This window comes from Blautia sp. AF26-2 (assembly GCF_003460955.1).
Taxonomy (GTDB): domain Bacteria; phylum Bacillota; class Clostridia; order Lachnospirales; family Lachnospiraceae; genus Fusicatenibacter; species Fusicatenibacter saccharivorans.
Map to the genome: position 1 here is coordinate 384,254 of NZ_QTWD01000001.1, position 25,720 is coordinate 409,973.

The following is a 25,720-nucleotide window of genomic DNA, read 5'->3' on the forward strand; positions in this document are numbered from 1 at the left end:
AGGAAATTTTCAATGAAAAACTACACCATTACCGTAAACGGAAATGTATATAACGTAACTGTAGAAGAAGGAACCACAGCAGGCGCAGCTCCAGTTGTCAGCGCAGCAAAAGCAGCTCCGGCACCAAAAGCAGCACCGGCAGCACCGAAAGCAGCAGCTCCGGCAGGCGCAGCAGGCAGCGTAGAGGTTACTGCTTCTGTACCTGGTAAAATCTGCAAAATCGAAGCAGCAGCAGGCACCGCTGTAAAAGCAGGAGATGCTGTTCTTGTACTGGAAGCCATGAAGATGGAAATCCCGGTTGTAGCACCGCAGGATGGCACAGTAGCAACCATCAATGTAGCAGTAGGCGATGCAGTAGAATCCGGTGACGTTCTTGCAACCATGAACTAATGCCCGTTGTAAGAAAAAACCGGAGGTGAAAAAATGATTACTGAAACTTTAAACAACCTGCTTCACCAGACGGCGTTTTTTAATCTGGACTGGGGCAATTACGTTATGATCGCAGTGGCTTGCTTCTTCTTGTATCTTGCGATTAAGCATGAATTTGAGCCGTTGCTTCTTGTACCGATCGCATTCGGTATGCTGCTTGTAAACATTTACCCGGACATCATGGCTGAGCCTTATACCGACGTACAGGGTCTTGAGCATGCGGGCGGTCTGTTCTACTATTTCTTTACTCTGGACGAGTGGAGTATCCTTCCATCCCTGATCTTCATGGGTGTAGGTGCGATGACAGACTTCGGTCCGCTGATTGCAAACCCGATCAGCTTCATCATGGGAGCTGCAGCACAGCTTGGTATCTATCTGGCGTACTTTTTCGCTATTTTCATGGGATTCAATGGAAGAGAGGCAGCAGCTATCTCCATCATCGGCGGTGCCGACGGCCCGACTTCTATCTTCCTTCTGAACAAGCTCGGACAGCAGCACCTGATGGGACCGATCGCAGTAGCAGCATATTCTTATATGTCACTGGTGCCGATCATCCAGCCGCCGGTCATGAAGCTTCTGACTACAGAGAAAGAGCGTAAAATCAAAATGGAGCAGCTTCGTTCCGTATCCAAACTCGAGAAGATCCTGTTCCCGATTGTTATCACCATCGTTGTCTGCATGATCCTTCCATCTACCGCTCCGCTGGTAGGTATGCTGATGCTTGGTAACCTGTTCCGTGAGTGCGGCGTTGTAAAACAGCTCCAGGAGACAGCTTCCAATGCCATGATGTACATCGTAGTTATCCTTCTTGGTACTTCCGTTGGTGCATCCACAAGTGCTGAGGCATTCTTAAATGTCAGCACCTTAAAGATCGTTGCCCTGGGTCTGATCGCATTCGTATTCGGTACCGCAGGCGGTGTCCTGTTAGGAAAGGTACTGTGCAAGGCAACCCACGGAAGAATCAACCCGCTGATCGGTTCTGCAGGTGTATCTGCGGTACCTATGGCAGCCCGTGTATCCCAGAAAGTCGGTGCGGAGGCAGATCCGACGAACTTCCTGCTGATGCATGCAATGGGACCGAATGTAGCCGGTGTTATCGGTACAGCCGTAGCGGCCGGTACCTTCATGGCGATCTTCGGTGTATAACTTCTTGAGACAAACACAAGTGAAAAACACTTCATTTAGGAGGATAGAAATGGCAGTAGAAAAGAAACCTGTCAAGATTATGGAAACTGTTCTGCGTGATGCACATCAGTCCCTGATCGCGACGAGAATGACAACAGAACAGATGCTTCCGATCATCGATAAAATGGATAAAGTCGGATATCACGCAGTAGAGTGTTGGGGAGGTGCAACTTTCGATGCTTCCTTACGTTTTCTGCATGAAGATCCATGGATGAGACTGAGAAAACTCCGTGACGGATTCAAAAATACAAAACTGCAGATGCTGTTCCGTGGACAGAATATCTTGGGATATCGTCCGTACGCAGACGACGTAGTAGAGTATTTCGTACAGAAATCCATTGCAAACGGAATCGACATCATCCGTATTTTTGACTGTATGAACGATCTGCGCAACCTGCAGACCGCTGTCAGCGCAGCAAACAAAGAAAAAGGCCACGCACAGGTAGCACTTTCCTATACTTTAGGAGATGCTTACACCCTGGATTACTGGACCACCATGGCAAAGAGAATCGAAGAGATGGGTGCAGATTCCATCTGTATTAAAGATATGGCAGGCCTGCTCGTTCCGTACAAGGCAACTGAGCTGGTAACCGCGCTGAAAGAAGCAACCGATCTTCCGATTCAGCTGCACACCCACTATACTTCCGGTGTTGCATCCATGACGTACCTGAAAGCAGTAGAGGCTGGTGTTGATATCATCGATACCGCAATGTCTCCATTCGCTATGGGTACTTCACAGCCGGCAACTGAGGTTATGGTTGAAACCTTCAAAGGCACTCCATACGATACTGGTCTGGATCAGAACAAACTGGCTGAGATCGCAGATTACTTCCGTCCGATGAGAGACGAAGCGCTCGATACAGGCCTCTTAAATCCGAAGAACCTTGGCGTAAATATCAAGACTCTTCTGTATCAGGTACCGGGCGGTATGCTCTCCAACCTGACAAGCCAGTTAAAAGAGCAGCACGCAGAGGACAAATACTACGATGTACTCGAAGAAGTACCGCGCGTAAGAAAAGACCTCGGCGAGTGCCCGCTGGTTACTCCGTCTTCCCAGATCGTTGGTACCCAGGCTGTATTCAATGTCCTGATGGGCGAGCGTTACAAGATGGTAACGAAAGAGACAAAAGACGTTCTTGCCGGAAAATACGGTGCAACTGTAAAACCGTTCAATCCGGAAGTACAGAAGAAATGCATCGGCGATACCGAGCCGATCACCTGCCGCTACGCAGACCTGCTTGAGCCGGAGCTTCCGAAACTGGAGAAAGAGATCGAGCAGTGGAAACAGCAGGATGAGGATGTATTAACCTACGCTCTGTTCCCGCAGGTAGCTGTAGACTTCTTCAAATATCGTGAAGCGCAGCAGACAAAAGTAGATCCGGCAGCCGCTGACAAAAAAGACGGCGCATATCCGGTCTAAATAAAATCTGAGTAAAAAAATCAGCCGGTGTTCTGTGTTCCCTGTAAAAAGGGAATGCAGAACACCGGCTTTCCTTTTCAGCTTTTCAGCCATTGCGTCAGTAATTTATTCGTGTTATAATTCAAAAGATCGAGGTGTGTCCGAAAAAGAATCAGGATGCTCCCAAAAGAAAAAATGTGGATGCCGAACGGCATTTGCAGATCGGAAAAACAAATCAGGAAGAAAATAACATGAAAAAAGAAAAAGAACAGTCTTCTTCAGAAGAGCAGAAGGCAGCGAACGAGAATCTCCTCATTCGTCTGAATCAAAATTACGGAAAGTTGAGCAAAGGACAGAAGAGGCTGGCAGATTTTATTACGGCACATTATGACCAGGCCGTATCGATGACGGCAGCGCGCCTGGGACAGCAGGTCGGCGTCAGCGAATCGACAACGGTTCGCTTTGCGATGCAGCTTGGCTACGCGGGATATCCGGAGTTCCAGCGCGCACTGGAGGAGATGGTGATGAATCGTCTGAATTCAGTGCAGCGGATGCAGTTTACGTATGGCCGCGTGCCGCAGGGAGAAATTCTGGAGACCGTCCTGCAGTCGGATATTGAAAAAATCAAGATGACGCTGGAAGAAGTGGACCGGAGCGCCTTTGAGCGCGCTGCGGATACGATTCTTTCTGCGCGGACAATTTACATTGTCGGCATTCGGAGCTGCGCGCCGCTTGCGAGCTTTCTGGCGTTCTATTTCCATATGATTTTCCCGGATGTGCGCCAGGTACAGACAAACAGTTCCAGCGAGATTTTCGAGCAGATGATCCGCATCACGGAGGATGATGTGGTGATCGGCATCAGCTTCCCGCGGTATTCGATGCGTACGATGAAGGCACTGGAATTTGCGAACAGCCGCAAAGCGAAGGTGATTACGATCACAGACAGTGTGCATTCACCGATGAATGTTTATGCAGCCTGTACGCTGATTGCCAAGAGCGATATGGCATCGATCGTTGATTCTCTGGTGGCCCCTTTGAGTGTAATCAATGCGCTTGTCGTGGCGCTCTGCATGAAACGCCAGGCGGATGTGAAAAAGACACTTGAGAGCATGGAAAAACTGTGGGATGAGTACCAGGTTTACAGCAACGATGAAATCAACGGGCTGGACGATGCACGTCCCATGGGCGGAAAAAAGGCAGCTCTGCCGGTAAAGGAGAAAGCATGAGAAAAGCAGCAGTAATCGGCGGAGGCGCCGCCGGAATGATGACCGCCGTGCTTGCCGCCGGCGAAAAGACAGAGATTCATCTCTATGAAAAAAATGAAAAGCTGGGAAAGAAGCTGTTTATCACAGGAAAGGGCCGCTGCAATGTGACAAACGACTGCCCGACAGAAGAGTTCTTCACGAATGTGGTGACAAACCCGAAATTTCTGTACAGCTCCGCCTACAGCTTTGACAGCGCCCAGGTGCAGGAGTTTTTCGAAGCGGCAGGTGTCCGCTTAAAAGTGGAGCGCGGAAACCGTGTCTTCCCGGAGTCAGATCACTCCTCGGATATTATCCGCGCGCTGGAGACGGAACTGAAACGGAAAAATGTGCAGGTGCATAAGAATACAAAAGTAAAAGAGCTTCTTTTCGAAGGAGACCGCGTGAAAGGAATCCGCCTGGAAAACGGGAAAGAGCTTTTTTACAATGATGTCGTTGTCGCAACCGGCGGTATGTCGTACCAGACGACGGGATCGGATGGAGACGGCTACCGTTTCGCAGAAAAGGCAGGACTTGCCGTCACTCCGCTCCGCCCGGCGCTGGTGCCGCTGGAAACAGAGGAAGCGTACATCCGTGAGCTGCAGGGACTCTCCCTGAAAAATGTGACGATGACGATTAAAAACGGCAAAAAGACGCTGTTCGATGGATTCGGCGAGATGCTGTTTACACATTTCGGAATTTCCGGCCCGCTGGGGCTTTCTGCGAGCTCCTACATCGGAAAAGCACTGGAACAGCAGCCGCTGAAAGGATATCTGAACCTGAAGCCGGCACTCACGGAAGAACAGCTGGATGCGCGGATCCTGCGTGAATTTGAGGAAAACCGGAACAAACAGTTCCGCAACGTGATCAACAGTCTGTTCCCGGCGAAACTGCTTCCGGTGATGCTCTCTCTTGGCGGGATCGACCCGTACAAACAGGTCAATGCCGTATCGAAAGCGGAGCGTCAGCACTTTGAAGAGCTGATCACGCATTTCCCGTTTACAGTAACCGGAACACGGGGTTTCCGTGAAGCAATTATCACACAGGGTGGTGTTTCCGTGAAAGAGATCCGTCCGGGCACGATGGAGGCAAAGAAAAAAGAAGGTCTGTACTTCGTAGGAGAAGTGCTCGATCTCGATGCACTGACCGGCGGCTTCAATCTGCAGATTGCCTGGGCAAGTGCCCACGCTGCAGCCGAAGAGATCCGGGCAAAGGAAGAACAGGAATAAAATATGGATCACAGATTTTAGAATTTTCAGGAGGAAGAGAGAAGATGAGATTTAATCTTGCAATTGACGGACCGGCAGGCGCTGGCAAAAGTACAATCGCAAAACGTGTGGCAAAGGAGCTTTCGTTTGTCTACGTTGATACAGGAGCAATGTACCGTGCCATGGGCATCTATTTTTCAGATCTTGGCATTGCACCGGAAGAGCAGGAAAAAATTGAGGCAGCCTGCAAAGATGTGAAAATTTCCATTTCCTACGAAAACGGAGAGCAGCAGGTTTATTTAAACGGCGTCAATGTCACCGGAAGACTGCGCACCGAGGAGGCTGGAAAGATGGCATCCGCGACAAGCGCCTATCTGGAAGTACGGAAAAAACTCGTGGAGCTGCAGCAGGAGATGGCGGAGAATACGGATCTTGTGATGGACGGCCGCGATATCGGAACTGCCGTTCTGCCGAACGCACCGTTGAAAGTCTATCTGACAGCAAGTGCCCATGTCCGCGCACTGCGCCGCTGGAAAGAGCTGACCGAAAAGGGACAGACAGCCGATCTTGCGAAAATCGAGGAAGATATCAATGAGCGTGATTATCAGGACATGCACAGAGAGCATTCCCCGCTGGTACAGGCAGAAGACGCCGTACTCGTTGACAGCTCTGAAATGACGATCGATGAGGTTGTGGAAAAGATCTTAAGCCTTGCCCGCGAGCGTATGTAAACGCGGCAGAGAAAAGAGGAGAAGAAAAACAGATGGAAGTAACTGTTGCAAAAAGTGCAGGCTTCTGCTTCGGCGTCAAACGGGCGGTCGATACGGTATACCGTGAAATTGAGAGCGGTGAAAAGCCGGTCTACACCTTCGGGCCGATTATTCACAACGAACAGGTTGTGGAGGATCTCGAAAACCGCGGCGTGCAGGTGATCCATTCGGAAGATGAACTAGAGGGGCTTTCCGGCGGAACCGTTGTGATCAGGTCGCATGGCGTGTCGCGGGATGTCTGTGAAAAGATCGAAGCGCGCGGCATGAAGATTGTAGATGCGACGTGCCCGTTTGTCAAGAAGATCCACCGGATTGTGGACGAGGAGGGCAGAAAAGGCCGCCACGTCGTCATCATCGGAAGCGCGGATCATCCGGAGGTACAGGGCATCATGGGATGGGCGAGCGGCCCGGTTACCGTGATGCATACCGCCGAAGAAGCGGAAAGTTTTGTGCCCGAAAATGGAAAACCAATATCTATTGTGGCACAGACGACATTTAATTACAACAAATTTAAAGATTTAGTTGAAATTTTTTTGAAAAAGAGTTATGATAGTACTGTTTTAAAGACTATCTGCAACGCTACCGAGGAAAGACAGACGGAAGCGAGAGCAATTGCCAGGAAGGTTGATGCCATGTTTGTCGTGGGAGGCAGACATAGTTCAAACACGCAAAAGCTGTATGAGATATGTAAAGAAGAATGTAAAAATACTTACTTTATAGAGACACTCGTTGATTTGGAATCTAAGCCTTTTCAATCATTTGGTCGCGTAGGTATTACAGCTGGGGCATCCACCCCGAATAAAATAATTGAGGAGGTTCAAAAAATGTCAGAAATGAGTTTTGAACAAATGCTGGATGAATCATTTAAAACAATCAGAAACGGAGAAGTCGTTGAGGGTACTGTAATCGATGTCAAAGACGATCAGATTATCCTGAATATCGGATACAAAGCCGATGGTATTCTTACCAAAAACGAATATTCCAACGATTCTTCCATCGATCTTCACACCGTTGCACAGCCAGGTGACAAAATGGAAGTCAAAGTTCTGAAAGTAAATGATGGAGAGGGACAGGTCCTTCTTACTTACAAGAGACTTGCTGCTGAAAAAGGCAACAAGAGACTCGAGGAAGCATTCGAGAATCATGAAGTTCTGAAAGCAAAAGTAACACAGGTACTGAACGGAGGATTATCCGTAGTTGTTGAGGAGACCAGAGTATTCATTCCGGCCAGCCTTGTATCTGATGTATATGAAAAAGATCTGTCTAAATATGCAGATCAGGAAATTGAATTCGTTATTACCGAGTTCAACCCGAGAAGAAGACGCATCATCGGTGACCGCAAACAGCTCATCGTTGCTGAGAAGAAGAAACTGCAGGAAGAACTGTTCGCACGCATTGCAGTTGGCGATGTTGTAGAGGGAACTGTTAAGAATGTTACCGATTTCGGCGCATTCATCGATCTGGGCGGAGCTGACGGACTGCTTCACATCTCTGAGATGTCCTGGGGCCGCGTAGAGAACCCGAAAAAAGTATTCAAAGTTGGTGAGACTGTAAAAGTTCTGATCAAAGACATCAACGGCGACAAGATCGCTCTTTCCTTAAAATTCCCGGAAGAGAATCCGTGGCTGAACGCTGCTGACAAATACGCTGTAGGCAACGTAGTAGAAGGCTGTGTTGCCCGTATGACTGACTTTGGTGCATTCGTTGAGCTTGAGCCGGGCGTAGATGCTCTGCTTCATGTTTCCCAGATCTCCAGAGAGCACGTTGAGAAACCGTCTGATGCACTGAAAATCGGACAGGAAATCACTGCAAAAGTAGTTGATTTCAACGAGGAAGACAAAAAAATCTCTCTGAGCATGAAAGCTCTGGAAAACGAAGAGCCAGTAGAAGAGTAAGAATAATTTAACTTGCAGGTGCTGCAGTTGGATGATTAGAATGCCGTAGACAACCGGGTTTCCTGAACAGACAGGAAACCTGTTGCCTGCGGTATTTTCTTATCATCCTGTTTTTGGCACCAGAAAAGAAAAAGGGGATGAAAGTTTATGTGGGAGACGAAGATTCTGGGTGTGGATCTGTACCACGTTCTAGCATGGTTCTGGCTGTACAGCTTCTGCGGATGGATCTGGGAGAGTTCCTATGTATCGATCCGGCAGAAAAAACTGGTCAACCGCGGTTTTGTCAATGGTCCGCTGCTGACACTGTACGGCACCGGCGCTGTTATGGTATACTTGATCCTGCGCCCGTTTGAAGCGAACGTCTGGGCACTGTATTTCGGAGGTGTCATTGTAGCGACGGTTCTGGAATATGTAACCGGCGTGCTGATGGAGACCATTTTTCATGCGCACTGGTGGGACTACAGCAATCAGAAGTTTAATTTTCAGGGAAAGATCTGCCTCAGCAGTTCGATTGCCTGGGGATTCTTTACACTGGGGCTGTTCTATATTCTGCAGCCGATTGCCGTGAAAGTAGTGAATCTTGTTTCGGATACTACAGGAGAGATCATTGTTTCCGTTGTTACCGTCTGCTATCTGGTAGATTTTGGATTTTCCGCAGCCGCAGCATTCCAGCTGGGACAGAAGATGCGCAGTCTGGAGAAAACGTGGGGAGAATTTATGAAATATCTGCAGAAATCCCGCTTTAACCAGCTTGCCGAGGAGATGAATGCGAAAGTACAGCAGTATCGTGCAGAGTATTCCAGAGATAAGATGAAAGAATATCTGGCCGAGAAACGCCAGACACTGTCTGAGGCAATGGAGCAGATGCAGAAGCTGGAGAAGGAGCGGAAAGAAGCCGAGGGAAGAAGAAATCCGCTTTCCGAGTCGAAGAACCGCCTGATGGAGTTCGGAGCAGAGCAGAAGGAACGCCTGACCGAGTTCGGAGCAGAGCAGAAAGAACGGTTTGCGGCACTTGGATTTGATGTGCGCAGCGATAAGATGCCGGATCTTAAAGAGCTGCTGGAGCGCTTTGACCAGATGACAAAACCGCAGCTTCCGACCAACTGGCTGATGCGCCTGACAACGAAACGTTATCTGCGCGCCTATCCGCATCTGCAGGGAACGCATCATGCTTCTCTGAAAAAGGAAGAAAAAAAGGTAGAAGAGAAAGAAGAGAAAAAATAAAGGACTGCTTGGAAAGGACAGTCCCGGAAAAACGGCCGTGCATGCAAAAACGTGTACGGCTGTTTTATTTTCTGGTTTTGCTATCGTATTTGAAAAAGAGCTGAAGCTCGGAACAGAGATACTCTTTCAGGAGATTTTCCTGCGAAAGAAAGGCATCGGACCACTCAAAATAGTAAGGGCGGCTTTTGAAATCCTCGCGGAAGGCCGGGGTGAAAAACTCTTTCTGCTGCGGAAGAAATGTACCGGTCCGCCGCTGATAGCAGTTGGCAGCCTTTGCTTTCTGACGGTGTTCCGGATCGACAAACGCGCCAACGCTCTTGTGAACAGCCTGATCCTCCAGCGGAAGATAATAGTAATTCTTATAGTCCGGGAAGAAATATTTCAGCTCCGCCGTATGCGTCTGCAGGGAGAGAGAAACCCGTGAACCAAAGGCTGTAAGAGAACCATCCGCGCAGACACGGGAGAGGAAAACCGGAACTTCCCGCTCGGGCTGCAGTGAAACTTCCAGTGTCTGTCCGGTAAAACGACACGACTGGACAGAAAAATCGCCGTGAAACAGGGCAGGAAGCGCGAGCAGTTCCAGAACAGAACCCATGCCGAGGACATCCTCATAATTGTGAAGGAAAAGCAGTTCCAGTTTCTTTTCATCCAGTGTCTGAAGATAGTCGTGGTAAACAGAAATCAACTGTTTTCCGTTAAGTTGATCCTTCCGTGGGAATGAGAGATACTGTTCCACATTTTTCTGTTTCATTGAAGAAAGTCCCAGGATTGACTGAAACGGGCGGAGTGCCTGATAAAGATCCAGGGATGCGATTGACGAAAGCGGATCTTCCATCTGATAAAACAGTGCTTTGTGTGTGAGGTAAGGAAGATCAAATGTCGTTCCATTAAAATGCACCAGCTGCTTCACGTCGGAAAGAAACGTGAAAAAAGAGACAAGCATCTCTTTTTCTTCGGTCGGTCGATCAAGAAACCACTGGCGCAGTGTGAAAGCATCCGCGGCCGGGTCAAAGAACAGCGCACCAATCAGATAGAGATGCGAGGTACGCCAGGAAAGGCCGGTCGTCTCAATATCGAAAAAGACATCGCCGTTTCTCAGATACATCTGAAGATTGGCAGAGAGAGCAGCGGGGGTAGAATCTATGATCTGCATAAGGTTTTTTGTCTCCTTTGAAAAACTTTTTTGAATCTAAAGATATTATAAGACGAAAAAATCTGACATGCAAGAAAGACAGCGACTAATCGTTGCGTGATGAGAAAAGTTCTGCTATAATAGAATGTGCGTTCGCTTTCGAAAAAAGAAAACGGCGCTTTGGAGGAAAAACATGATTGCATTTATCAAAGGAACTGTAGATTCTCTTTCGGAAGGAAAAATGATTCTCGAAAGCCATGGAATCGGCTATGAGCTGAATATTCCAGCGAGTATGTTCGACGCAGGCATCCGGGAGGGAGAAGAGTTAAAGATATATACCCATATGAGTGTGCGGGAAGACGGAATTTCCCTATTCGGCTTTCTGTCCCGTGAAGATCTTGAAATATACCGTATGCTGATCGGCGTAAGCGGCATCGGACCAAAAGCGGCGCTTGCGGTGCTGTCCACGCTTACTGCAGACAATCTGCGCTTTGCCGTCCTCTCGGAAGATGTCCAGGCGATTGCCAAAACACCGGGCATCGGAAAGAAGACCGCGCAGAAGCTGATTCTGGAATTAAAAGACAAATTCGACCTGCAGGAAGCGTTCGAGCAGAAGCTGGCAGGAAATCAGGCGGCTGCGGCGGTACGGCAGACAGGCGAACCGGATGCCTTCCAGGATGCGGTACAGGCGCTGACTGCGCTTGGCTACTCCGGAACGGAAGCACTGCAGGCAGTAAAGAAAGTCGAAATCACCGAAGGCATGGACAGCGAGGCTGTGCTGAAAGCGGCATTGAAGCATATGTTTTAGCAGATGGTCCTAAATTGTGGAAGAAGGAAACCTTATAACGATGGAAAGAAGAATTATCACAACTGACGTTCTCGAGGAGGACGTGAAAATCGAAGGTTCGCTCCGTCCCCAGCACCTGGACGACTACATCGGACAGGAAAAGACGAAAAAGAACCTGAAAGTATATATTGAAGCAGCAAAACAGCGAAGTGATGTTCTCGATCATGTGCTGTTTTACGGCCCTCCGGGACTTGGAAAAACAACGCTGGCGGGCATCATTGCAAATGAGATGGGAACCCATATGAAGGTAACGAGCGGCCCGGCGATCGAAAAACCGGGTGAGATGGCAGCGATCCTCAACAATCTGCAGGAGGGCGACGTCCTGTTTGTTGATGAGATCCACCGCCTGAACCGCCAGGTCGAGGAGGTTCTTTACCCAGCGATGGAGGATTTTGCGATTGATATCATGATCGGAAAAGGCTCTTCGGCGCGCTCGATCCGCCTGGATCTGCCGAAGTTTACGCTGGTCGGCGCAACAACGCGTGCAGGTCTTTTGACTGCCCCGCTCCGCGACCGGTTCGGTGTCATCCACCATCTGGAATTTTACACGGAGGAAGAATTGGCCAACATTATCCTGCACTCCTCAAAAGTACTGAATGTGGAGGTGGACCCGCAGGGAGCGCTTGAGATGGCGCGCCGTTCCAGGGGAACACCGCGTCTGGCAAACCGGATTTTAAAGCGTGTCCGCGACTTTGCCCAGGTGAAATACGATGGAAGAATCACAAAAGAGGTCGCATCATTTGCTCTCGATCTGCTGGAAGTAGACCGTTACGGACTGGATCAGACTGACCGGCTGCTTCTTACCACCATTATGGAAAAGTTCCAGGGCGGTCCGGTGGGACTCGATACCCTGGCAGCATCGATTGGAGAAGATGCCGGCACCATCGAAGATGTCTACGAGCCGTTCCTGATCAAATCCGGATTTATCAACCGCACTCCGCGCGGAAGAGTGGCAACGGAATTTGCCTGGCACCACCTGGGGCTGGAGGCACCGCGTAAGATCGAAGAGTAAAAGCCCTGAATCTTTCATTTTCTGTCGCTTTTTGCAGAAAAAGGTTGTTTTTCTTCCATTTTCGGTATATGATAGGTTATATTAGCCGGAAGTTTGGTCCGGTTAAATTCAGTGGAGGAAAAGCAAAAGAATGGCTGTAAAAAATACAACACAGGTTTTAATAGATGGAAAAATTATCACACTGGGAGGCTATGAGAGCCCGGAATATCTGCAGAAAGTAGCTGCTTATCTGAATCAGAAGATCAGCGAACTTTCCCAGTCAGCCGGATACAACCGCCTGTCGGTGGATACGAAGCACACACTGCTTGCACTGAACATTGCAGACGACTATTTCAAAGCAAAAAGCCAGGTAGATACCCTCGAAGAGGATATGGAAGCCAAAGACCGGGAAACCTACGATATGAAGCACGATCTGATCGCAGCGGAAATCCAGGCCGGCGATCTGAAAAAAGAGCTGGAAGAGAAACGAATCGAGCTGGAACATGTGCGCGGCGAGATGGAAGAACTGCAGCGGCAGCTTGATAAGGCAAATAAGGATCTGGAAGATTTATTAAAAGCGTAAAAGAAGGAAAAACGGGGGATTGCGGAACAGGTAATCGCCCGTTTTTAGGAGATAAAGATGAAGACAGAATTATTAGCACCAGCCGGTTCGATGGAAGCGTTAAAAGCGGCGGTTTCCGCCGGTGCGGATGCCGTCTATCTCGGCGGAGCCGCATTCGGCGCAAGAGCGTATGCAAAAAATCTGGATGAGCAGGAGATTCTCTCAGCCATCGATTACGTCCATCTGCGGAACCGGAAACTGTATCTGACGGTCAACACCCTCTTAAAAGAGGAGGAACTGGAAGAGAAACTGTATCCGTATCTGCGTCCGTACTATGAGCAGGGACTGGATGCCGTGATTGTCCAGGATATGGGCGTTTTAAAGGCGGTCCGCTCCTGGTTCCCGGATCTCGACATTCATGCGAGCACACAGATGACAGTGACAGGATCTGCGGGAGCGCGTTTCCTGGAGAGCCTTGGCGCGACGCGTGTGGTACCAGCCCGTGAGCTTTCGTTTGCGGAGATCCAGAAAATCCACCGGACGACCAACCTTGAAATTGAATGCTTCGTCCACGGGGCGCTCTGCTACTGCTATTCGGGACAGTGCCTTTTTTCCAGCCTGATCGGCGGGAGAAGCGGAAACCGCGGAAGATGCGCGCAGCCGTGCCGTCTGCCGTACGAAGCGTACGATAAAGACAACCACCGCATGGGGGAGCCGGGCGACCGCTATCCGTTAAGCCCGAAGGATATGTGTACGGTAGAACTGCTGCCGGAGATTGTAAAATCCGGGATTATGTCCCTCAAAATCGAAGGCAGAATGAAAAAGCCGGAGTATACAGCGGGCGTTGTCAGCATTTACCGCAAATACCTCGATCTGTACGAAAAAAAGCCGTCCCGTTTCCACGTTCTGCCGGAGGACATGAAAAAGCTGTATGAGCTGTATAACCGTGACGGTTTCAACAAAAGCTATTATACCGTAAGAAACGGACGCGATATGATGGCGCTGAAGAACGAAAAAGAGCAGGAAAATAAAAAGAAACAGCGCAGAAATGAGCAGCTCTTTTATGAGATCCAGAGAGATTATATCGAGACTGAGGCAAAAGAGCCGATTTCCGGCTTTCTGACCCTGTATCCGGGCCAGCCGGCGTTCTTAAGTGCAGAAAGCGGAAAATACAGCGTAACAGCAGAGGCGGGCATGGTAGAACCGGCAAAGAAGCAGCCGCTGACCGAGGAACGCGTAAAAACACAGCTGGAAAAGACAGGCGAGACACCATTCTATTTCAAAGAACTCGATATCTGTATGGATGACAACTGTTTCGTGCCGATGCAGACGTTAAATGAGCTGCGGAGAGGCGTTTCGGACCAGCTGGTGAAAGAGATGACAGAGCCATACCGCAGAAAAGCAGCGGAAAAGCCGGAACAGGAAGCAAAAGCATCTGGAAAACCGGACCAGGAGAGCAGGGCAGAAAAGAAAATGGAGCTGACCGCATCTGCCGAGACGAGAGCCCAGTGGAATGCGCTGCTCGAGATTCCGGAGATCACGACGATCTACGCCGGCATGGGATGCTTCAAACGGGAAATCTTCGAAGAGCAGGCGGAAAAAGGCATCCTGCAGGCGAAAGAACTGGGAAAACAGGTTTATCTGATGCTGCCGCACGTTGTACGTGAAGGCGATCTGAAGGAATACCGCGACACGTTCCGCTGTCTGAAGGAGATCGGTCTTGGCGGTTTCCTGATCCGCAATCTCGAAAGCTTTTCATTTTTGAAAGAGATGGGAATGGAAAAGGATATCCGGCTCGATTACAGCGTTTACACGTACAACAGCCGTGCGCAGGCATTCTGGCAGGAGCAGGGCGTGCAGCGTGATACCGTTCCGTATGAGCTGAACGAGTGGGAAATCGGAAAACGTGACAATACGAACAGCGAAATAGTGGTCTACGGCTACCTTCCGATGATGGTTTCCGCCCAGTGTGTCCAGAAGAACCTGAACGGCTGCAATCACAGTTATTCCCTGGTACGCTTAAAAGACCGGATGGGAAAATACTTCCCGGTGAAGAGTTACTGCACCTCGTGCTACAGTGTGATCTACAACAGCCTTCCGCTCGGCCTGGTAAAAGAAGCCGATGAGATCCGGTCCATGCATCCGGCTGCGGTGCGGCTGAATTTTACCATCGAGACACTGGAGGAGACAAAAGAAATCGCCGCTGCGTTTGCTGGAACGTACTGTAAAGGAATCGCAGTTCCGGCCGAACAGGAATATACCAAAGGCCATTTCCGCCGGAAAGTAGAGTAAACGGTGAGAAAAAATAAGGGGAATTTATGGAAAATACCATTGTTCAGTTATCAAAATATGTGATTACCTTCCTCATGATCTGTTTTACCGTGCAGTCGTTTGCTGCACTCAAAGAGCGGGATGAGGATGAGCGCCATTACATTCTGATGCGGCAGATCATCATGATCATTCTGATGAATTTCATCTGTTTCTTCGTGATGTTCCTCCAGGAGGGCGAAGTATCAACGATTCAGATGTTTCTGCTCACGATGGCGTATATCCTGGGCGTACAGATCCTGTACCGCCTGATTTACCGGAAGGCATCGATGATCCTGGTAAACAACATGTGTATGCTGCTCTCGATCAGCATGATTATTCTGACGAGACTGAGCGTGTCAAAGGCGATGTCCCAGTACAAAATTCTGGCGGCATCCACACTGCTCTGCTTCATCATTCCGGTCATTGTCCGAAAGGGCAAGTTCCTGAAAAATCTGACTTGGATTTACGCTGTGCTCGGAATTGCCATGCTTTCCGTCGTTATGGTGCTTGGCTTTACTTCCGGCGGTGCGAAGCTGTCGATCGAAATCCACGGCATTACGTTCCAGCTCTCCGAGATTGCCAAGCTCACACTCGTGTTCTTTATGGCAGGCATGCTGCGCGAGGATAATTCCTTTGGAAACGTTGTGAAAGCAACGGTCATTGCGGCAGTTCATGTGCTGATCCTTGTTGCATCCACCGACCTTGGAACTGCGTTCGTCTTCTTTATGGCGTACGTGGTTGTAATCTATGTGGCAACGAGAAAAGCCAGATATCCGCTTTTGGGACTTGCGGGAATGAGTGCCGCCTGCGTTGTGGCATATTTCCTGTTTTCCCATGTACGGAACCGTGTGGCACTCTGGCAGGATCCGATCGGAAACTGGGATATCAGCAGCCAGTTAGCACAGGGCCTCTTCGGCATGTGCTCCGGCGGATGGTTCGGAACCGGCCTTTTCGAGGGACGGCCTGACATTATCCCGGTTGCAACGAAAGACTTTATTTTCTGTGCGATCTGTGAGGAGATGGGCATTATCTTCGGAATCTGCCTGATTCTGCTGTGCATGTCCACATTCCTTCTGATTATCAATATTTCCATGAAGATGAGCAAACGGTTCTACAAACTGATTGCCATGGGTCTTGGAACGGAATATGCGACACAGGTGTTCCTCACCATCGGAGGAACCATTAAATTTATTCCTATGACAGGTATCACGCTGCCGCTGGTCAGCTATGGAGGAAGCTCTATGTTCTCCACGGTGCTGATGCTGTCGATCATTCAGGGATTGTACATCTTAAGGGAAGACGAAGGTGAGGAGCTTGAGAAAAGACGAAACAAGAAGAAACGAAACCAGCAGAAAAACGACCCAGGCGCCAAGAAAAAACGACGCCCGGACGAAGAGACCGAAAGACGAAAGAAGAGCGGCAGCCGGAACGATGGACAGGGAACCCGCCAGAAGTACCGCGAGCAGCCGGATGAATTCGAACGGCGGATCGAAGAGCAGACCGAGAACAGCCTCCACTGGTAAGGCGGCAAACAACGGCGCAGGGCCGTATCTGATCGTTTCGTTCCTGTTCGTGGCCATGTTTCTTGGGCTGATCGCGTATCTCGTTTACTTTAATGTCGTGCGGAAAGAAGAATTTCTGAATAGTTCTTACAATACGAGACAGAATAACTATGCAGAGCGCGTGATCCGCGGAACAATCTATTCTGCGGACGGCCAGGAACTGGCAAAGACGACGACAGATGAAAACGGGGATGAGGTAAGAACGTATCCGTTCGGCAGCCTGTTTGCGCAGGTGGTTGGCTACACGGGAAAAGGAAACAGCGGCCTCGAATCTTCCTACAACTATATGCTGATGGAGTCCCATACAAGTAAGTTAAAGCAGGTAAAGAATGAATTCAGCGATGCGAAGAACCCGGGAGACAGTCTCTATACAACGCTGAATACAACACTCCAGCAGGCCGCGGCCGATGCACTGGACGGATACCGCGGTGCAGTTGTCGTGCTGGAGGCAAAAACGGGCCGTGTACTTGCCAATGTGAGCAATCCGGTTTTTAATCCTAATACGATTGATGAGGACTGGGAGGCACTGAACGCAGACGATGAGAGCGGCGTGTTTCTGAACCGCGGTCTGCAGGGAAGATATCCGCCGGGATCTACGTTCAAGATTGTTACTTCGCTTGCGTATCTCCGTCAGAACGGCACACTGGACGGTTTTTCGTTCGACTGTGACGGTGAGCTGACAGCAGGAAACTATACGATTCACTGCTCCGGCGGTGAAGTGCATGGACCGGAAGATTTTGCAGGTGCGTTTGCACATTCGTGCAACTCTGCCTTTGCACAGATTGGCCTTGGGCTGGATAAAGATGCCTTCCGCTCGCTGGCGGATTCCCTGTATCTGAACAGCCGTCTGGATCTGGAGCTTCCGACCAGCAAAAGTTCTTTCGACCTTGATTCGACAACGGCGGATGCTCTTGTGATGCAGACCTCCATTGGCCAGGGCGATACGCTGGTAACACCGATGGAGATGGCACTGATCGCCTCCGCGGTTGCAAATGATGGAGAAATGATCAAACCGCGTTATGTGGACAACATTGTGTCTGCGGGCGGACAGGCAGTCAAAACCTTTTACAAAGAGTCTCTTGGCACGGTAATGTCCGAGAGCGAAGCCAATACGCTGACAGAGCTGATGAAAGGCGTTGTCCAGAGCGGAACTGCAGTTTCACTTTCGGATCTGCCGTACAATATCGCCGGTAAAACAGGAACCGCAGAACACGGAAGCGACGGAGAGACACCGCATTCCTGGTTTGTCGGATTCTCCAATGCGGATGATCCTGATATTGTCATTGCTGTTGTGGCAGAAAACGGCGGATATTCGAGTGAAGTCGCTGTACCGATTGCAAGACAGGTAATTGAAGCATATTATGCACAGCAGTAAACGATGAAAAAAACGCGTTCGAACCGGAAAGGATGGGTTCGGGCGCGTTTTCTGAATTTTTAGAAAAATGTTAGAAAAAGGATGCGGTTTTAAGGTTGCGCGGGGGCGGGAAAAGAGGTATACTTTTTAACAGAAGATCTGGCGGCAAGCGGGAAGAAAAGAGCTGTCAGGGAATGGAAAAAGCCAGAAGGAGCTTAAAACGTATGATCGAAGCAGTAAGCTGCGGAGGTATCGTAATCTACCGTGGAAAAATATTGACGCTTTACAAAAGCTACCGCAACAAATATGAAGGCTGGGTTCTGCCGAAAGGAACCGTTGAGCCGGGAGAAACCCATGAACAGACTGCTGTCCGCGAGGTATATGAGGAGTCCGGCGTACACGGCACCATCATCAAGTACGTGGGAAAAAGCCAGTACAGCTTCAGCATTCCGGAGGACACCGTGGAAAAAGAGGTGCACTGGTATCTGATGGTCTCATCCGGCTACTACAGCCGTCCACAGAGAGAAGAATACTTTGTGGATTCGGGCTATTACAAGTATCACGAAGCATATCATCTGCTGAAGTTTTCCAATGAACGGCAGATTCTGGAAAAGGCCTATCAGGAGTATCTGGAACTGAAGAGAGCAAATTTATGGAAGGTTCAGCCACAGGCTCAGGGAAAATATGGTAAACTGGTATAAAAATCTGTACGTCGGGGATACTGCAAAAAAGAAACAGAAAAAATGGATGCGCCGGATTGAGAACAAAAAAGCAGTTCCGGGAGTCTGGCTCCTCACACTGCCTTCCAATCAGCAGAACAATCTGGATGTAATTCCGGCGGATCTGCTTTTGCAGCCGGCCGTGCGGAGAAACTGTCCGATGATTGTCGGACTTGCCGTGTCGCGCGAGGAAGCTTTTGAGCTTGTGGAGGCGATCGCATTGGAAACTTATCGGGAAACCGGAGAAGTAAAAATCCGGGAATGGCTGCTGAACCGGATTGAGGGATGTGAATGATACATATACTATTCATGATTTTGAAGGCACTGGGGATTTTACTCCTTGTTTTACTGTTTCTCGTGCTTCTTATCGTCTGCACCGTCCTGTTTCTTCCTTTTTGCTACCGGGCGCAGGTTCTGAAAGAAGAAGAGGGATTTGCCTGCGTAAAAGCGAGCGGAAGAGTATCGTGGCTTTTCGGAGCTGTCGCGCTGACGGCCTCGTATGAGGAACAGAAGCCGGAGGCGCAGATTCTGCTTTTCGGGGCATCACTGGAAACATGGAAACGGCGGCTGAAAAAGATCCGCCGGGGAGAAGCGTCCGTGCCCCGGACGGAGGAAAATGAGACAGAAAATGCGCCGGAAGCAGAAAAAACAGCAGAGCAGAAAGCACCGGACCAGAAAGAAAAGCAGCAAAAGGTGACAGCACAGAAGGAGCAGCCAGAGCAAGAGCAGGAACCGGATGCGCCGAAAAAAAGCATTCTGGAACGGTTTTTCGGAAGGATCGAATATCTTCCGGAAAAACTGCTGAATCTTGCCAGCCGTCTGCTGCAGACAGCTTTCCGGCTGTTGGAACTTCCGTTCCGTCTGCTTGAAAAACTGGAGCAGAAAATCCAGGCAGGCAGACGGTTAAAAAGAAAGTGGGAGAGTGTGAAAAAATTCTTCCGTTCGAAGATGTTCCGTGAGGCGCTGCTCCATGCAAAGAAAGAAGTGCTTTATTTCCTGAAGAAAGCAGCACCGAAAAAAGTAACCGGCACAGTCCGGTTCGGATTTAACGATCCGGCACTGACCGGAGAGACACTCGGCATTCTGGGTATGATTTATGGAAAACTGCCGAAAGACCTTTCCATCCAGCCGGATTTCGAACAGGAAATTCTCCAGGGCGATGTCCGGATGAAAGGAAGTTTTCAGGCTGTGACAGCAGCCGGCATTGCACTTCGATTATTCCGGGATCAGAATCTTCGGAAAACCATACGACATTTCAAACACAAGGAGGCCTAAAAGATGGCAGAAAAGGACAACACATTTCAGAATACCGTAGAAGCACTGTTCCGCGGAATGGACAGTTTTATCACAACAAAGACGGTCGTAGGTGAGGCGATCCACATTGAGGATACGATTCTTCTGCCGCTGGTAGACGTTTCCTTCGGCGTGGGAGCGGGTGCATTCGCAGAAAATGCAAAGAACAATGCAGGAGGCGGTATGGGCGGAAAAATTTCTCCGAGCGCCGTTCTTGTCATCAGCAAAAACGGAACGCGTCTGGTCAACATCAAAAACCAGGATGCTGTCACCAAAATCATTGACATGGCTCCGGATCTGATCAGCCGCTTTACCGGCAAAAAGGAAGAGGACGGGTATACCGCAGAGAAAGTAGAGCATATAATAAACCAAGAGGCGGATAAGGAGTAAGCTCGTTTGTGCAGAATTTTAGGTTTTCTGCTGTTTTGGATGGGGGTCGGGCTTCTCATCAGCCTGATGATCCGCAGCTCATTTCTTACGGTTCTTGCGGCCGCTCTGCTGCTGTGCGTGGGATATCATCTGTTCTGCAATACAGGGGAATAGTGAAAGATGCACAAAAAGATCGGAAATGAACTGGCTGATTTGTACAGAGAAATACTTGCAAAATGAAGAAAGCTGCGCTATAATAAGTCCATCTTAAATGAATCAGCCAACTATACTAATATCATAGATCAAGACGAGGGCGTCTTACCAGAACGAAAGTTTCGGTAGGATGCTCTTTTTCTTTTGCTAAGCATATGGATCGTTGGCAGGTTCAGCTTAAGAGACCACGCTATTTTTTTCTCCCTTTTAAAATATAAAAAATAGAGCACAACAGGGCATAAGCGAAAACTTATGTCCTGTTTGCTCTTCCCAGAACTTTTTTTAAAATCTTAATTCTATTTTTGAACAGCAAAAAAGCCTTCCCGGACTGGAAAGGCCTTTTAACCATTCAACTTATGCACGCTCTACTTTTCCGGATCTTAAGCAGGAAGTACATACGTACATTTTCTGCGGTACACCGTCAACTTTAACTTTGACAGATTTTACGTTAGATTTCCACATTTTATTGCTTCTTCTATGTGAATGACTTACGTTGTTTCCGAAATGAGCACCCTTCTCACAAATTGCACACTTTGCCATGATTGCACCTCCTTGACATACGTACTTGAGTCAAAACGCATTTTAGACTCACAACATAAGTCATTCTAACAGATCTATACCGGTTTTGCAAGTAAAAAATGAAAAAATTATATGAATTTTGAAGGTTTTTCATTTTAAACTTTCTTTTTTGCGGAAAAGCGGTTATAATGTATCGTAGAGTGGAGTCAGTTATTCCTGTCTCCATGTGTTTTGAATAGTATGATGGAATTGGAGGATACAAGGCATGAAAGGTCGTATGAATACAGGCTTGGGAGAAATCGTAATCAATCCGGATGTAATCGCCCTGTATGCGGGCAGCGTTGCTGTGGAGTGCTTCGGCATTGTCGGAATGGCAGCGGTAAACATGAAAGATGGACTGGTCAAACTTCTGAAAAAAGAGAGTCTGACACACGGAATCAATGTATCGATTTCGGAAAATAAAATTTCCCTGGATTTCCACGTGATTGTTTCTTACGGAGTCAGTATTTCTGCCGTAACAGATAACCTGATCAATAATGTGAAATACAAGGTGGAAGAGTTCACCGGAATGGAAATTGAAAAAATCAACATCCTGGTTGAAGGCGTTCGCGTCATCGACTGATGGTAATAGGAGGAAATGAAGAAAGTGGCTACAAATACAATTGATGCCGGCTTACTGGCAAAAATGTTTCTGGCTGGTGCAAAAAATCTGGAAGTAAAGAAAGAGTGGATCAATGAGCTGAACGTGTTCCCGGTACCGGACGGCGACACAGGTACCAACATGACGCTGACGATCATGTCCGCAGTCAAGGAAGTAAACTCGCTCACAGAAGTGAACATGTACAACCTTTCCAAGGCAATCTCTTCCGGTTCTCTGCGCGGTGCCAGAGGTAACTCCGGCGTTATTCTTTCCCAGCTCCTTCGTGGCTTTACCAAGAAGATCCGCGACTATGAAGAGCTGAATGCAGAGATTCTTGCAGAGGCAATGGAAAAAGCAGTCGAGACTGCATACAAAGCCGTTATGAAGCCAAAAGAAGGTACCATCCTGACCGTGGCAAAGGGAGCAGCAGAGAAAGCAGCAGAGCTTGCACCGGAAAGCGAAGATCTGAACGCATTCATCGAGGACGTTCTCGCGCATGCAGAGTACGTGCTCTCCCAGACACCAGAGATGCTTCCGGTATTAAAAGAGGCAGGCGTTGTGGATTCCGGCGGACAGGGTCTCTTAACCGTACTGCAGGGCGCATATGACGCGTTCCTCGGGAAAGAGATTGATCTGAATTTCGAGATGCCGGAAGCAAAGACAGAATTTGTCAGACCGTCCAAAGAGACAGAAAAAGAAATCAAATTCGGCTACTGCACCGAGTTTATCATTATGCTGGAAAACCCGCTTCCGGATGAAGAGGTTTATGCATTCAAAGATTTCCTGAATGGAATCGGAGATTCGATCGTTCTCGTTGCAGACGACGAGCTGGTTAAGGTACACGTACATACCAACGATCCTGGAAAAGCAATTTCCAAGGCGCTGACGTACGGACAGCTGACCAGAATGAAGATCGACAACATGCGTGAGGAGCATCAGGAGCGCCTGATCAAGAACGCAGAAAAGATCGCAGCACAGCAGGCAGAGGAAGATAAGAAGAGAAAAGAAGCAGCAAAACAGCCGCCGAAGGAGAACGGATTCATCGCCGTGTCCATCGGAGAGGGAATCAAAGAGATCTTCCAGGGACTCGGTGTTGATTACCTGATCGAGGGCGGTCAGACCATGAACCCGAGCACCGAGGATATGCTGACTGCAATTGAGAAGGTCAATGCAAAGAATATCTTTATTCTGCCGAACAACAAAAATATCATCCTCGCAGCAAATCAGGCAAAAGCCATGACTGAGGACAAAAATATCATCGTTGTTCCGACCAAAACCGTTCCGCAGGGCATCACAGCCATGATCAGCTATGTGCCGGAGAAATCTGCAGAAGAGAACGAGGAGGCCATGACAGAGGGCATCCAGATGGTAAAAACCGGTCAGGTAACGTACGCGGTACGTGATACCCACATCGATGAGAAAGAGATCCATCAGGGCGACATCATGGGACTTGGCGATCATGGACTTCTCGCTGTCGGACAGGATATTCTTACCGTTGCAGAAGAAACCATCCGCGCCATGGTCGATGAGGACAGCGAGCTGATCAGCATCTACTACGGTGAAGATATGAGTGAGGAAGATGCCGAAAGCCTTGGCGAAAAAATCGAGCAGGCATATCCGGACTGCGATGTGGAAGTAAACTATGGCGGACAGCCGATTTACTACTGTGTCGTTTCGGTTGAATAAGAGTAAGGAAAGAAAAATATGAATACGGAACCCCTGACAACACTGAAGGGGATCGGTGAAAAAACGGAGAAGCTGTTTGCAAAAGTAGGAATCTACAATTTGCAGCAGCTTCTGCATTATTATCCAAGAGATTATGACTGCTATGCAGAGCCGGTTCCCCTTCGCGAATGCAGACAAGAGGAAAAGAATGCGGTATACGGAAGAATTGTCCACAGTCCGTCGGTAAAAGGAAACCAGAGAAAGAGCGTCGTTGTCCTGGAACTCTACGAGGAGCCGGTGCGGCTGCAGCTTACCTGGTTTAATATGCCGTTTCTGCGGAGCACGCTGAAGAAAGGCAGTGTTTTTATCTTCCGCGGAAAGATACAGGAAAAATCAGGCCGTCTCGTGATGGAGCAGCCGGAAATCTTCACTCCTGCCGCATACCATGAGCTTCTGGCAAGTCTTCAGCCGGTTTATGGGCTGACAGCCGGTCTCACGAACAAGATGGTGAGCAAGGCCGTAGCACAGGTGCTGGAACGATGCGCACCTGCGCAGGACTATCTGCCGGAGAAAATCCGTGCCCGGTATGAACTCTGTGAAATCAATTATGCCCTCCATGAGGTTCATTTTCCAAAAGACCAGGAGCATCTGGCAACGGCGCGGCGCAGAATTGTGTTCGAAGAGTTTTTTCTCTTCATCCTGTCCCTGCGGCAGTTAAAAGAGCAGACGGAGGGAATTACCAATGTGTTCCCGATCCGCGCCGTCTGGAAGACGGAGGAAGTCATCGAAAATATGCCGTACCGTCTCACGAATGCACAGATGCGCGTGTGGGGCGAACTGGAGCGGGACTTAAAAGGCCATACCCGCATGGCGCGGCTGGTACAGGGAGATGTCGGAAGCGGAAAGACGATTCTGGCATTCCTTGCAATGATTATGACAGCTGAGAACGGCTACCAATCGGCGCTGATGGTTCCGACGGAGGTTCTGGCGCGGCAGCATTATGAATCGCTCTGCACTCTGTTGAAAGAAAACAATCTGACGGAATACAATCCCCGCCTTCTGACTGGATCCACGAAAGCAAAAGAACGCCGGGAAATCTATGCCAGTCTGGAAGACGGAAGCTGCAAAATGGTGATCGGCACACATGCACTGATTCAGGAAAAGGTACAGTACAAAAATCTGGCGCTTGTCATCACAGACGAACAGCACCGCTTCGGTGTCCGGCAGAGAACGGCACTTGCTGAAAAAGGGGAACCGCCGAATGTTCTCGTTATGAGTGCAACGCCGATTCCAAGAACCCTGGCTATCATTCTGTACGGAGATCTTTCGATTTCTGTGATTGATGAACTTCCGGCGAAGCGTCTGCCGATTAAAAACTGTGTGGTGGATACGTCTTACCGTCCAAAAGCTTACCGCTTTATCACGCGTCAGGTCGAACTGGGCCGTCAGGCGTATGTGATCTGCCCGATGGTGGAGGAGAGCGAGGGTCTGGAAGCGGAAAACGTCACCGACTATACACAGCTCCTGAAAAAAGAGCTGCCGGGCATCACAGTAGAGATGCTGCACGGACAGATGAAGGCGGCGCAGAAAAACGAGATCATGGAGCGGTTCGCCAGCGGAGAAATCCAGGTACTCGTCTCGACGACAGTCGTGGAGGTCGGTGTCAACGTGCCGAATGCGACGGTGATGATGGTGGAAAATGCCGAACGGTTCGGCCTTGCACAGCTCCATCAGCTCCGCGGACGTGTCGGAAGAGGAGAGCATCAGTCCTACTGTATTTTCATCCGCGGAAACAAAGATCAGGAGACCGCCAAACGTCTGGAAATCCTGAACCATTCGAACGACGGGTTTTATATTGCTTCGGAAGATTTGAAACTGCGCGGCAGCGGCGATCTGCTGGGAACGCGCCAGAGCGGGGATATGGAATTCCAGATGGCAGATATTTTCCGGGATGCCGATATCCTGCAGAAAGCGAGTGAGGCGGCTTCAGAACTGCTTGCCGACGATCCTTATTTTGAAAAACCGGAGCATGAACTGCTGAAAAAGGTAATGAAATCGTATCTTGATCTGGAAAACCACGACATTGGATTGTGAAAAATTACAAAAAAATCCGGCTTTAAAATGCAAAATCGGATAAAAGTAACAGCCTGATTGGATAGTACGGAAAATGACTGTACAATTTCGTGGAAAATT

At 49.1% G+C, this 25,720-nt stretch carries 24 protein-coding genes; 22 read left to right on the plus strand and 2 right to left on the minus strand.

The genetic code is table 11. The annotated features are described in order from the left end of the window. The first annotated feature begins 12 nt into the window (after positions 1-12). From DWY63_RS01930 to DWY63_RS01965, 8 genes are all read left to right on the plus strand, one after another. The gene (locus DWY63_RS01930; protein WP_117509004.1) at positions 13-390 is read left to right on the plus strand and encodes a biotin/lipoyl-containing protein; all 378 of its coding nucleotides are present in this window, start codon (positions 13-15) and stop codon (positions 388-390) included. A 33-nt stretch (positions 391-423) separates the two neighbouring features. Further along, on the plus strand, positions 424-1,575 hold the full coding sequence (locus tag DWY63_RS01935) for a sodium ion-translocating decarboxylase subunit beta (RefSeq protein WP_022462333.1): 1,152 nt from the start codon (positions 424-426) through the stop codon (positions 1,573-1,575). A gap of 49 nt (positions 1,576-1,624) precedes the next feature. Further along, positions 1,625-3,034, plus strand: a complete 1,410-nt coding sequence (locus DWY63_RS01940; RefSeq protein WP_022462334.1) for an oxaloacetate decarboxylase subunit alpha — start codon at positions 1,625-1,627, stop codon at positions 3,032-3,034. A gap of 230 nt (positions 3,035-3,264) precedes the next feature. After that, entirely contained in the window at positions 3,265-4,239 is a 975-nt protein-coding gene (locus DWY63_RS01945; protein WP_117509159.1) for a MurR/RpiR family transcriptional regulator, read from the plus strand. Then, positions 4,236-5,483, plus strand: coding sequence for an NAD(P)/FAD-dependent oxidoreductase (locus DWY63_RS01950; protein WP_117509003.1), 1,248 nt, complete (start codon positions 4,236-4,238; stop codon positions 5,481-5,483). The genes DWY63_RS01945 and DWY63_RS01950 overlap by 4 nt, the downstream gene beginning before the upstream one ends. Before the next feature lie 44 nt (positions 5,484-5,527). Next, on the plus strand, positions 5,528-6,193 hold the full coding sequence (gene cmk / locus DWY63_RS01955) for a (d)CMP kinase (protein ID WP_022462337.1): 666 nt from the start codon (positions 5,528-5,530) through the stop codon (positions 6,191-6,193). Between the two features lie 32 nt (positions 6,194-6,225). Beyond that, entirely contained in the window at positions 6,226-8,127 is a 1,902-nt protein-coding gene (locus DWY63_RS01960; protein ID WP_117509002.1) for a bifunctional 4-hydroxy-3-methylbut-2-enyl diphosphate reductase/30S ribosomal protein S1, read from the plus strand. A gap of 147 nt (positions 8,128-8,274) precedes the next feature. After that, positions 8,275-9,351, plus strand: a complete 1,077-nt coding sequence (locus DWY63_RS01965; protein WP_117801018.1) for a putative ABC transporter permease — start codon at positions 8,275-8,277, stop codon at positions 9,349-9,351. 64 nt (positions 9,352-9,415) lie between these two features. Here DWY63_RS01965 and DWY63_RS01970 read toward each other — a convergent pair whose 3' ends face one another. Further along, positions 9,416-10,504 (minus strand): ribonuclease H-like domain-containing protein, encoded by a 1,089-nt coding sequence (locus tag DWY63_RS01970; protein WP_117801021.1) that lies wholly within the window; start codon positions 10,502-10,504, stop codon positions 9,416-9,418. A gap of 172 nt (positions 10,505-10,676) precedes the next feature. On the opposite strand from DWY63_RS01970, the gene ruvA reads away from it, so the two are divergent. The 11 genes from ruvA (at position 10,677) to DWY63_RS18095 (ending at position 20,664) form a co-directional block, all read left to right on the plus strand. Continuing rightward, the gene (gene ruvA, locus DWY63_RS01975) at positions 10,677-11,291 is read left to right on the plus strand and encodes a Holliday junction branch migration protein RuvA (protein ID WP_117508999.1); all 615 of its coding nucleotides are present in this window, start codon (positions 10,677-10,679) and stop codon (positions 11,289-11,291) included. Positions 11,292-11,331: 40 nt separating this feature from the next. Further along, entirely contained in the window at positions 11,332-12,342 is a 1,011-nt protein-coding gene (gene ruvB / locus DWY63_RS01980) for a Holliday junction branch migration DNA helicase RuvB (RefSeq protein WP_022461905.1), read from the plus strand. 130 nt (positions 12,343-12,472) lie between these two features. Then, positions 12,473-12,904, plus strand: a complete 432-nt coding sequence (gene zapA / locus DWY63_RS01985) for a cell division protein ZapA (RefSeq protein ID WP_055226374.1) — start codon at positions 12,473-12,475, stop codon at positions 12,902-12,904. 57 nt (positions 12,905-12,961) lie between these two features. Continuing rightward, positions 12,962-15,175 (plus strand): U32 family peptidase, encoded by a 2,214-nt coding sequence (locus DWY63_RS01990; protein WP_117801024.1) that lies wholly within the window; start codon positions 12,962-12,964, stop codon positions 15,173-15,175. A gap of 26 nt (positions 15,176-15,201) precedes the next feature. Next, positions 15,202-16,716, plus strand: a complete 1,515-nt coding sequence (locus DWY63_RS01995) for an FtsW/RodA/SpoVE family cell cycle protein (RefSeq protein ID WP_117801027.1) — start codon at positions 15,202-15,204, stop codon at positions 16,714-16,716. Then, the gene (locus DWY63_RS02000; protein WP_243001827.1) at positions 16,625-18,130 is read left to right on the plus strand and encodes a peptidoglycan D,D-transpeptidase FtsI family protein; all 1,506 of its coding nucleotides are present in this window, start codon (positions 16,625-16,627) and stop codon (positions 18,128-18,130) included. The genes DWY63_RS01995 and DWY63_RS02000 overlap by 92 nt, the downstream gene beginning before the upstream one ends. 203 nt (positions 18,131-18,333) lie before the next feature. Further along, the gene (locus DWY63_RS02005; RefSeq protein ID WP_117508996.1) at positions 18,334-18,810 is read left to right on the plus strand and encodes an NUDIX hydrolase; all 477 of its coding nucleotides are present in this window, start codon (positions 18,334-18,336) and stop codon (positions 18,808-18,810) included. Continuing rightward, positions 18,794-19,123, plus strand: coding sequence for a hypothetical protein (locus DWY63_RS02010; protein ID WP_022461899.1), 330 nt, complete (start codon positions 18,794-18,796; stop codon positions 19,121-19,123). The genes DWY63_RS02005 and DWY63_RS02010 overlap by 17 nt, the downstream gene beginning before the upstream one ends. Continuing rightward, on the plus strand, positions 19,120-20,103 hold the full coding sequence (locus DWY63_RS02015; RefSeq protein WP_117801030.1) for a DUF2953 domain-containing protein: 984 nt from the start codon (positions 19,120-19,122) through the stop codon (positions 20,101-20,103). Before DWY63_RS02010 ends, DWY63_RS02015 begins: the two co-directional genes overlap by 4 nt. Before the next feature lie 3 nt (positions 20,104-20,106). Then, complete coding sequence (locus DWY63_RS02020; protein ID WP_117760321.1) at positions 20,107-20,511, plus strand: GerW family sporulation protein; 405 nt, start codon at positions 20,107-20,109, stop codon at positions 20,509-20,511. A 6-nt stretch (positions 20,512-20,517) separates the two neighbouring features. Beyond that, the gene (locus DWY63_RS18095) at positions 20,518-20,664 is read left to right on the plus strand and encodes a hypothetical protein (RefSeq protein ID WP_167622772.1); all 147 of its coding nucleotides are present in this window, start codon (positions 20,518-20,520) and stop codon (positions 20,662-20,664) included. A 393-nt stretch (positions 20,665-21,057) separates the two neighbouring features. On the opposite strand, the gene rpmB is transcribed toward DWY63_RS18095, so the two are convergent. Next, the gene (gene rpmB / locus DWY63_RS02025) at positions 21,058-21,243 is read right to left on the minus strand and encodes a 50S ribosomal protein L28 (RefSeq protein ID WP_022461896.1); all 186 of its coding nucleotides are present in this window, start codon (positions 21,241-21,243) and stop codon (positions 21,058-21,060) included. Positions 21,244-21,487: 244 nt separating this feature from the next. Here rpmB and DWY63_RS02030 point away from each other — a divergent pair, with 244 nt between their 5' ends. Genes DWY63_RS02030 through recG form a run of 3 tightly spaced genes read left to right on the plus strand, consistent with a single transcriptional unit; the run spans position 21,488 to position 25,621 of the window. Further along, entirely contained in the window at positions 21,488-21,844 is a 357-nt protein-coding gene (locus DWY63_RS02030; RefSeq protein WP_022461895.1) for an Asp23/Gls24 family envelope stress response protein, read from the plus strand. 24 nt (positions 21,845-21,868) lie between these two features. Then, positions 21,869-23,548, plus strand: a complete 1,680-nt coding sequence (locus DWY63_RS02035; RefSeq protein ID WP_055226532.1) for a DAK2 domain-containing protein — start codon at positions 21,869-21,871, stop codon at positions 23,546-23,548. Between the two features lie 18 nt (positions 23,549-23,566). Then, entirely contained in the window at positions 23,567-25,621 is a 2,055-nt protein-coding gene (gene recG, locus DWY63_RS02040; protein ID WP_117508994.1) for an ATP-dependent DNA helicase RecG, read from the plus strand. Positions 25,622-25,720 lie beyond the last annotated feature (99 nt).

Coding starts and splice junctions, on each gene's coding strand:
- DWY63_RS01930 (WP_117509004.1), top strand. CDS start 13: ATGAAAAACTACACCATTACCGTAAACGGAAATGTATATAACGTAACT.
- DWY63_RS01935 (WP_022462333.1), top strand. CDS start 424: ATGATTACTGAAACTTTAAACAACCTGCTTCACCAGACGGCGTTTTTT.
- DWY63_RS01940 (WP_022462334.1), top strand. CDS start 1,625: ATGGCAGTAGAAAAGAAACCTGTCAAGATTATGGAAACTGTTCTGCGT.
- DWY63_RS01945 (WP_117509159.1), top strand. CDS start 3,265: ATGAAAAAAGAAAAAGAACAGTCTTCTTCAGAAGAGCAGAAGGCAGCG.
- DWY63_RS01950 (WP_117509003.1), top strand. CDS start 4,236: ATGAGAAAAGCAGCAGTAATCGGCGGAGGCGCCGCCGGAATGATGACC.
- cmk (WP_022462337.1), top strand. CDS start 5,528: ATGAGATTTAATCTTGCAATTGACGGACCGGCAGGCGCTGGCAAAAGT.
- DWY63_RS01960 (WP_117509002.1), top strand. CDS start 6,226: ATGGAAGTAACTGTTGCAAAAAGTGCAGGCTTCTGCTTCGGCGTCAAA.
- DWY63_RS01965 (WP_117801018.1), top strand. CDS start 8,275: ATGTGGGAGACGAAGATTCTGGGTGTGGATCTGTACCACGTTCTAGCA.
- DWY63_RS01970 (WP_117801021.1), bottom strand. CDS start 10,504: ATGCAGATCATAGATTCTACCCCCGCTGCTCTCTCTGCCAATCTTCAG.
- ruvA (WP_117508999.1), top strand. CDS start 10,677: ATGATTGCATTTATCAAAGGAACTGTAGATTCTCTTTCGGAAGGAAAA.
- ruvB (WP_022461905.1), top strand. CDS start 11,332: ATGGAAAGAAGAATTATCACAACTGACGTTCTCGAGGAGGACGTGAAA.
- zapA (WP_055226374.1), top strand. CDS start 12,473: ATGGCTGTAAAAAATACAACACAGGTTTTAATAGATGGAAAAATTATC.
- DWY63_RS01990 (WP_117801024.1), top strand. CDS start 12,962: ATGAAGACAGAATTATTAGCACCAGCCGGTTCGATGGAAGCGTTAAAA.
- DWY63_RS01995 (WP_117801027.1), top strand. CDS start 15,202: ATGGAAAATACCATTGTTCAGTTATCAAAATATGTGATTACCTTCCTC.
- DWY63_RS02000 (WP_243001827.1), top strand. CDS start 16,625: ATGGACAGGGAACCCGCCAGAAGTACCGCGAGCAGCCGGATGAATTCG.
- DWY63_RS02005 (WP_117508996.1), top strand. CDS start 18,334: ATGATCGAAGCAGTAAGCTGCGGAGGTATCGTAATCTACCGTGGAAAA.
- DWY63_RS02010 (WP_022461899.1), top strand. CDS start 18,794: ATGGTAAACTGGTATAAAAATCTGTACGTCGGGGATACTGCAAAAAAG.
- DWY63_RS02015 (WP_117801030.1), top strand. CDS start 19,120: ATGATACATATACTATTCATGATTTTGAAGGCACTGGGGATTTTACTC.
- DWY63_RS02020 (WP_117760321.1), top strand. CDS start 20,107: ATGGCAGAAAAGGACAACACATTTCAGAATACCGTAGAAGCACTGTTC.
- rpmB (WP_022461896.1), bottom strand. CDS start 21,243: ATGGCAAAGTGTGCAATTTGTGAGAAGGGTGCTCATTTCGGAAACAAC.
- DWY63_RS02030 (WP_022461895.1), top strand. CDS start 21,488: ATGAAAGGTCGTATGAATACAGGCTTGGGAGAAATCGTAATCAATCCG.
- recG (WP_117508994.1), top strand. CDS start 23,567: ATGAATACGGAACCCCTGACAACACTGAAGGGGATCGGTGAAAAAACG.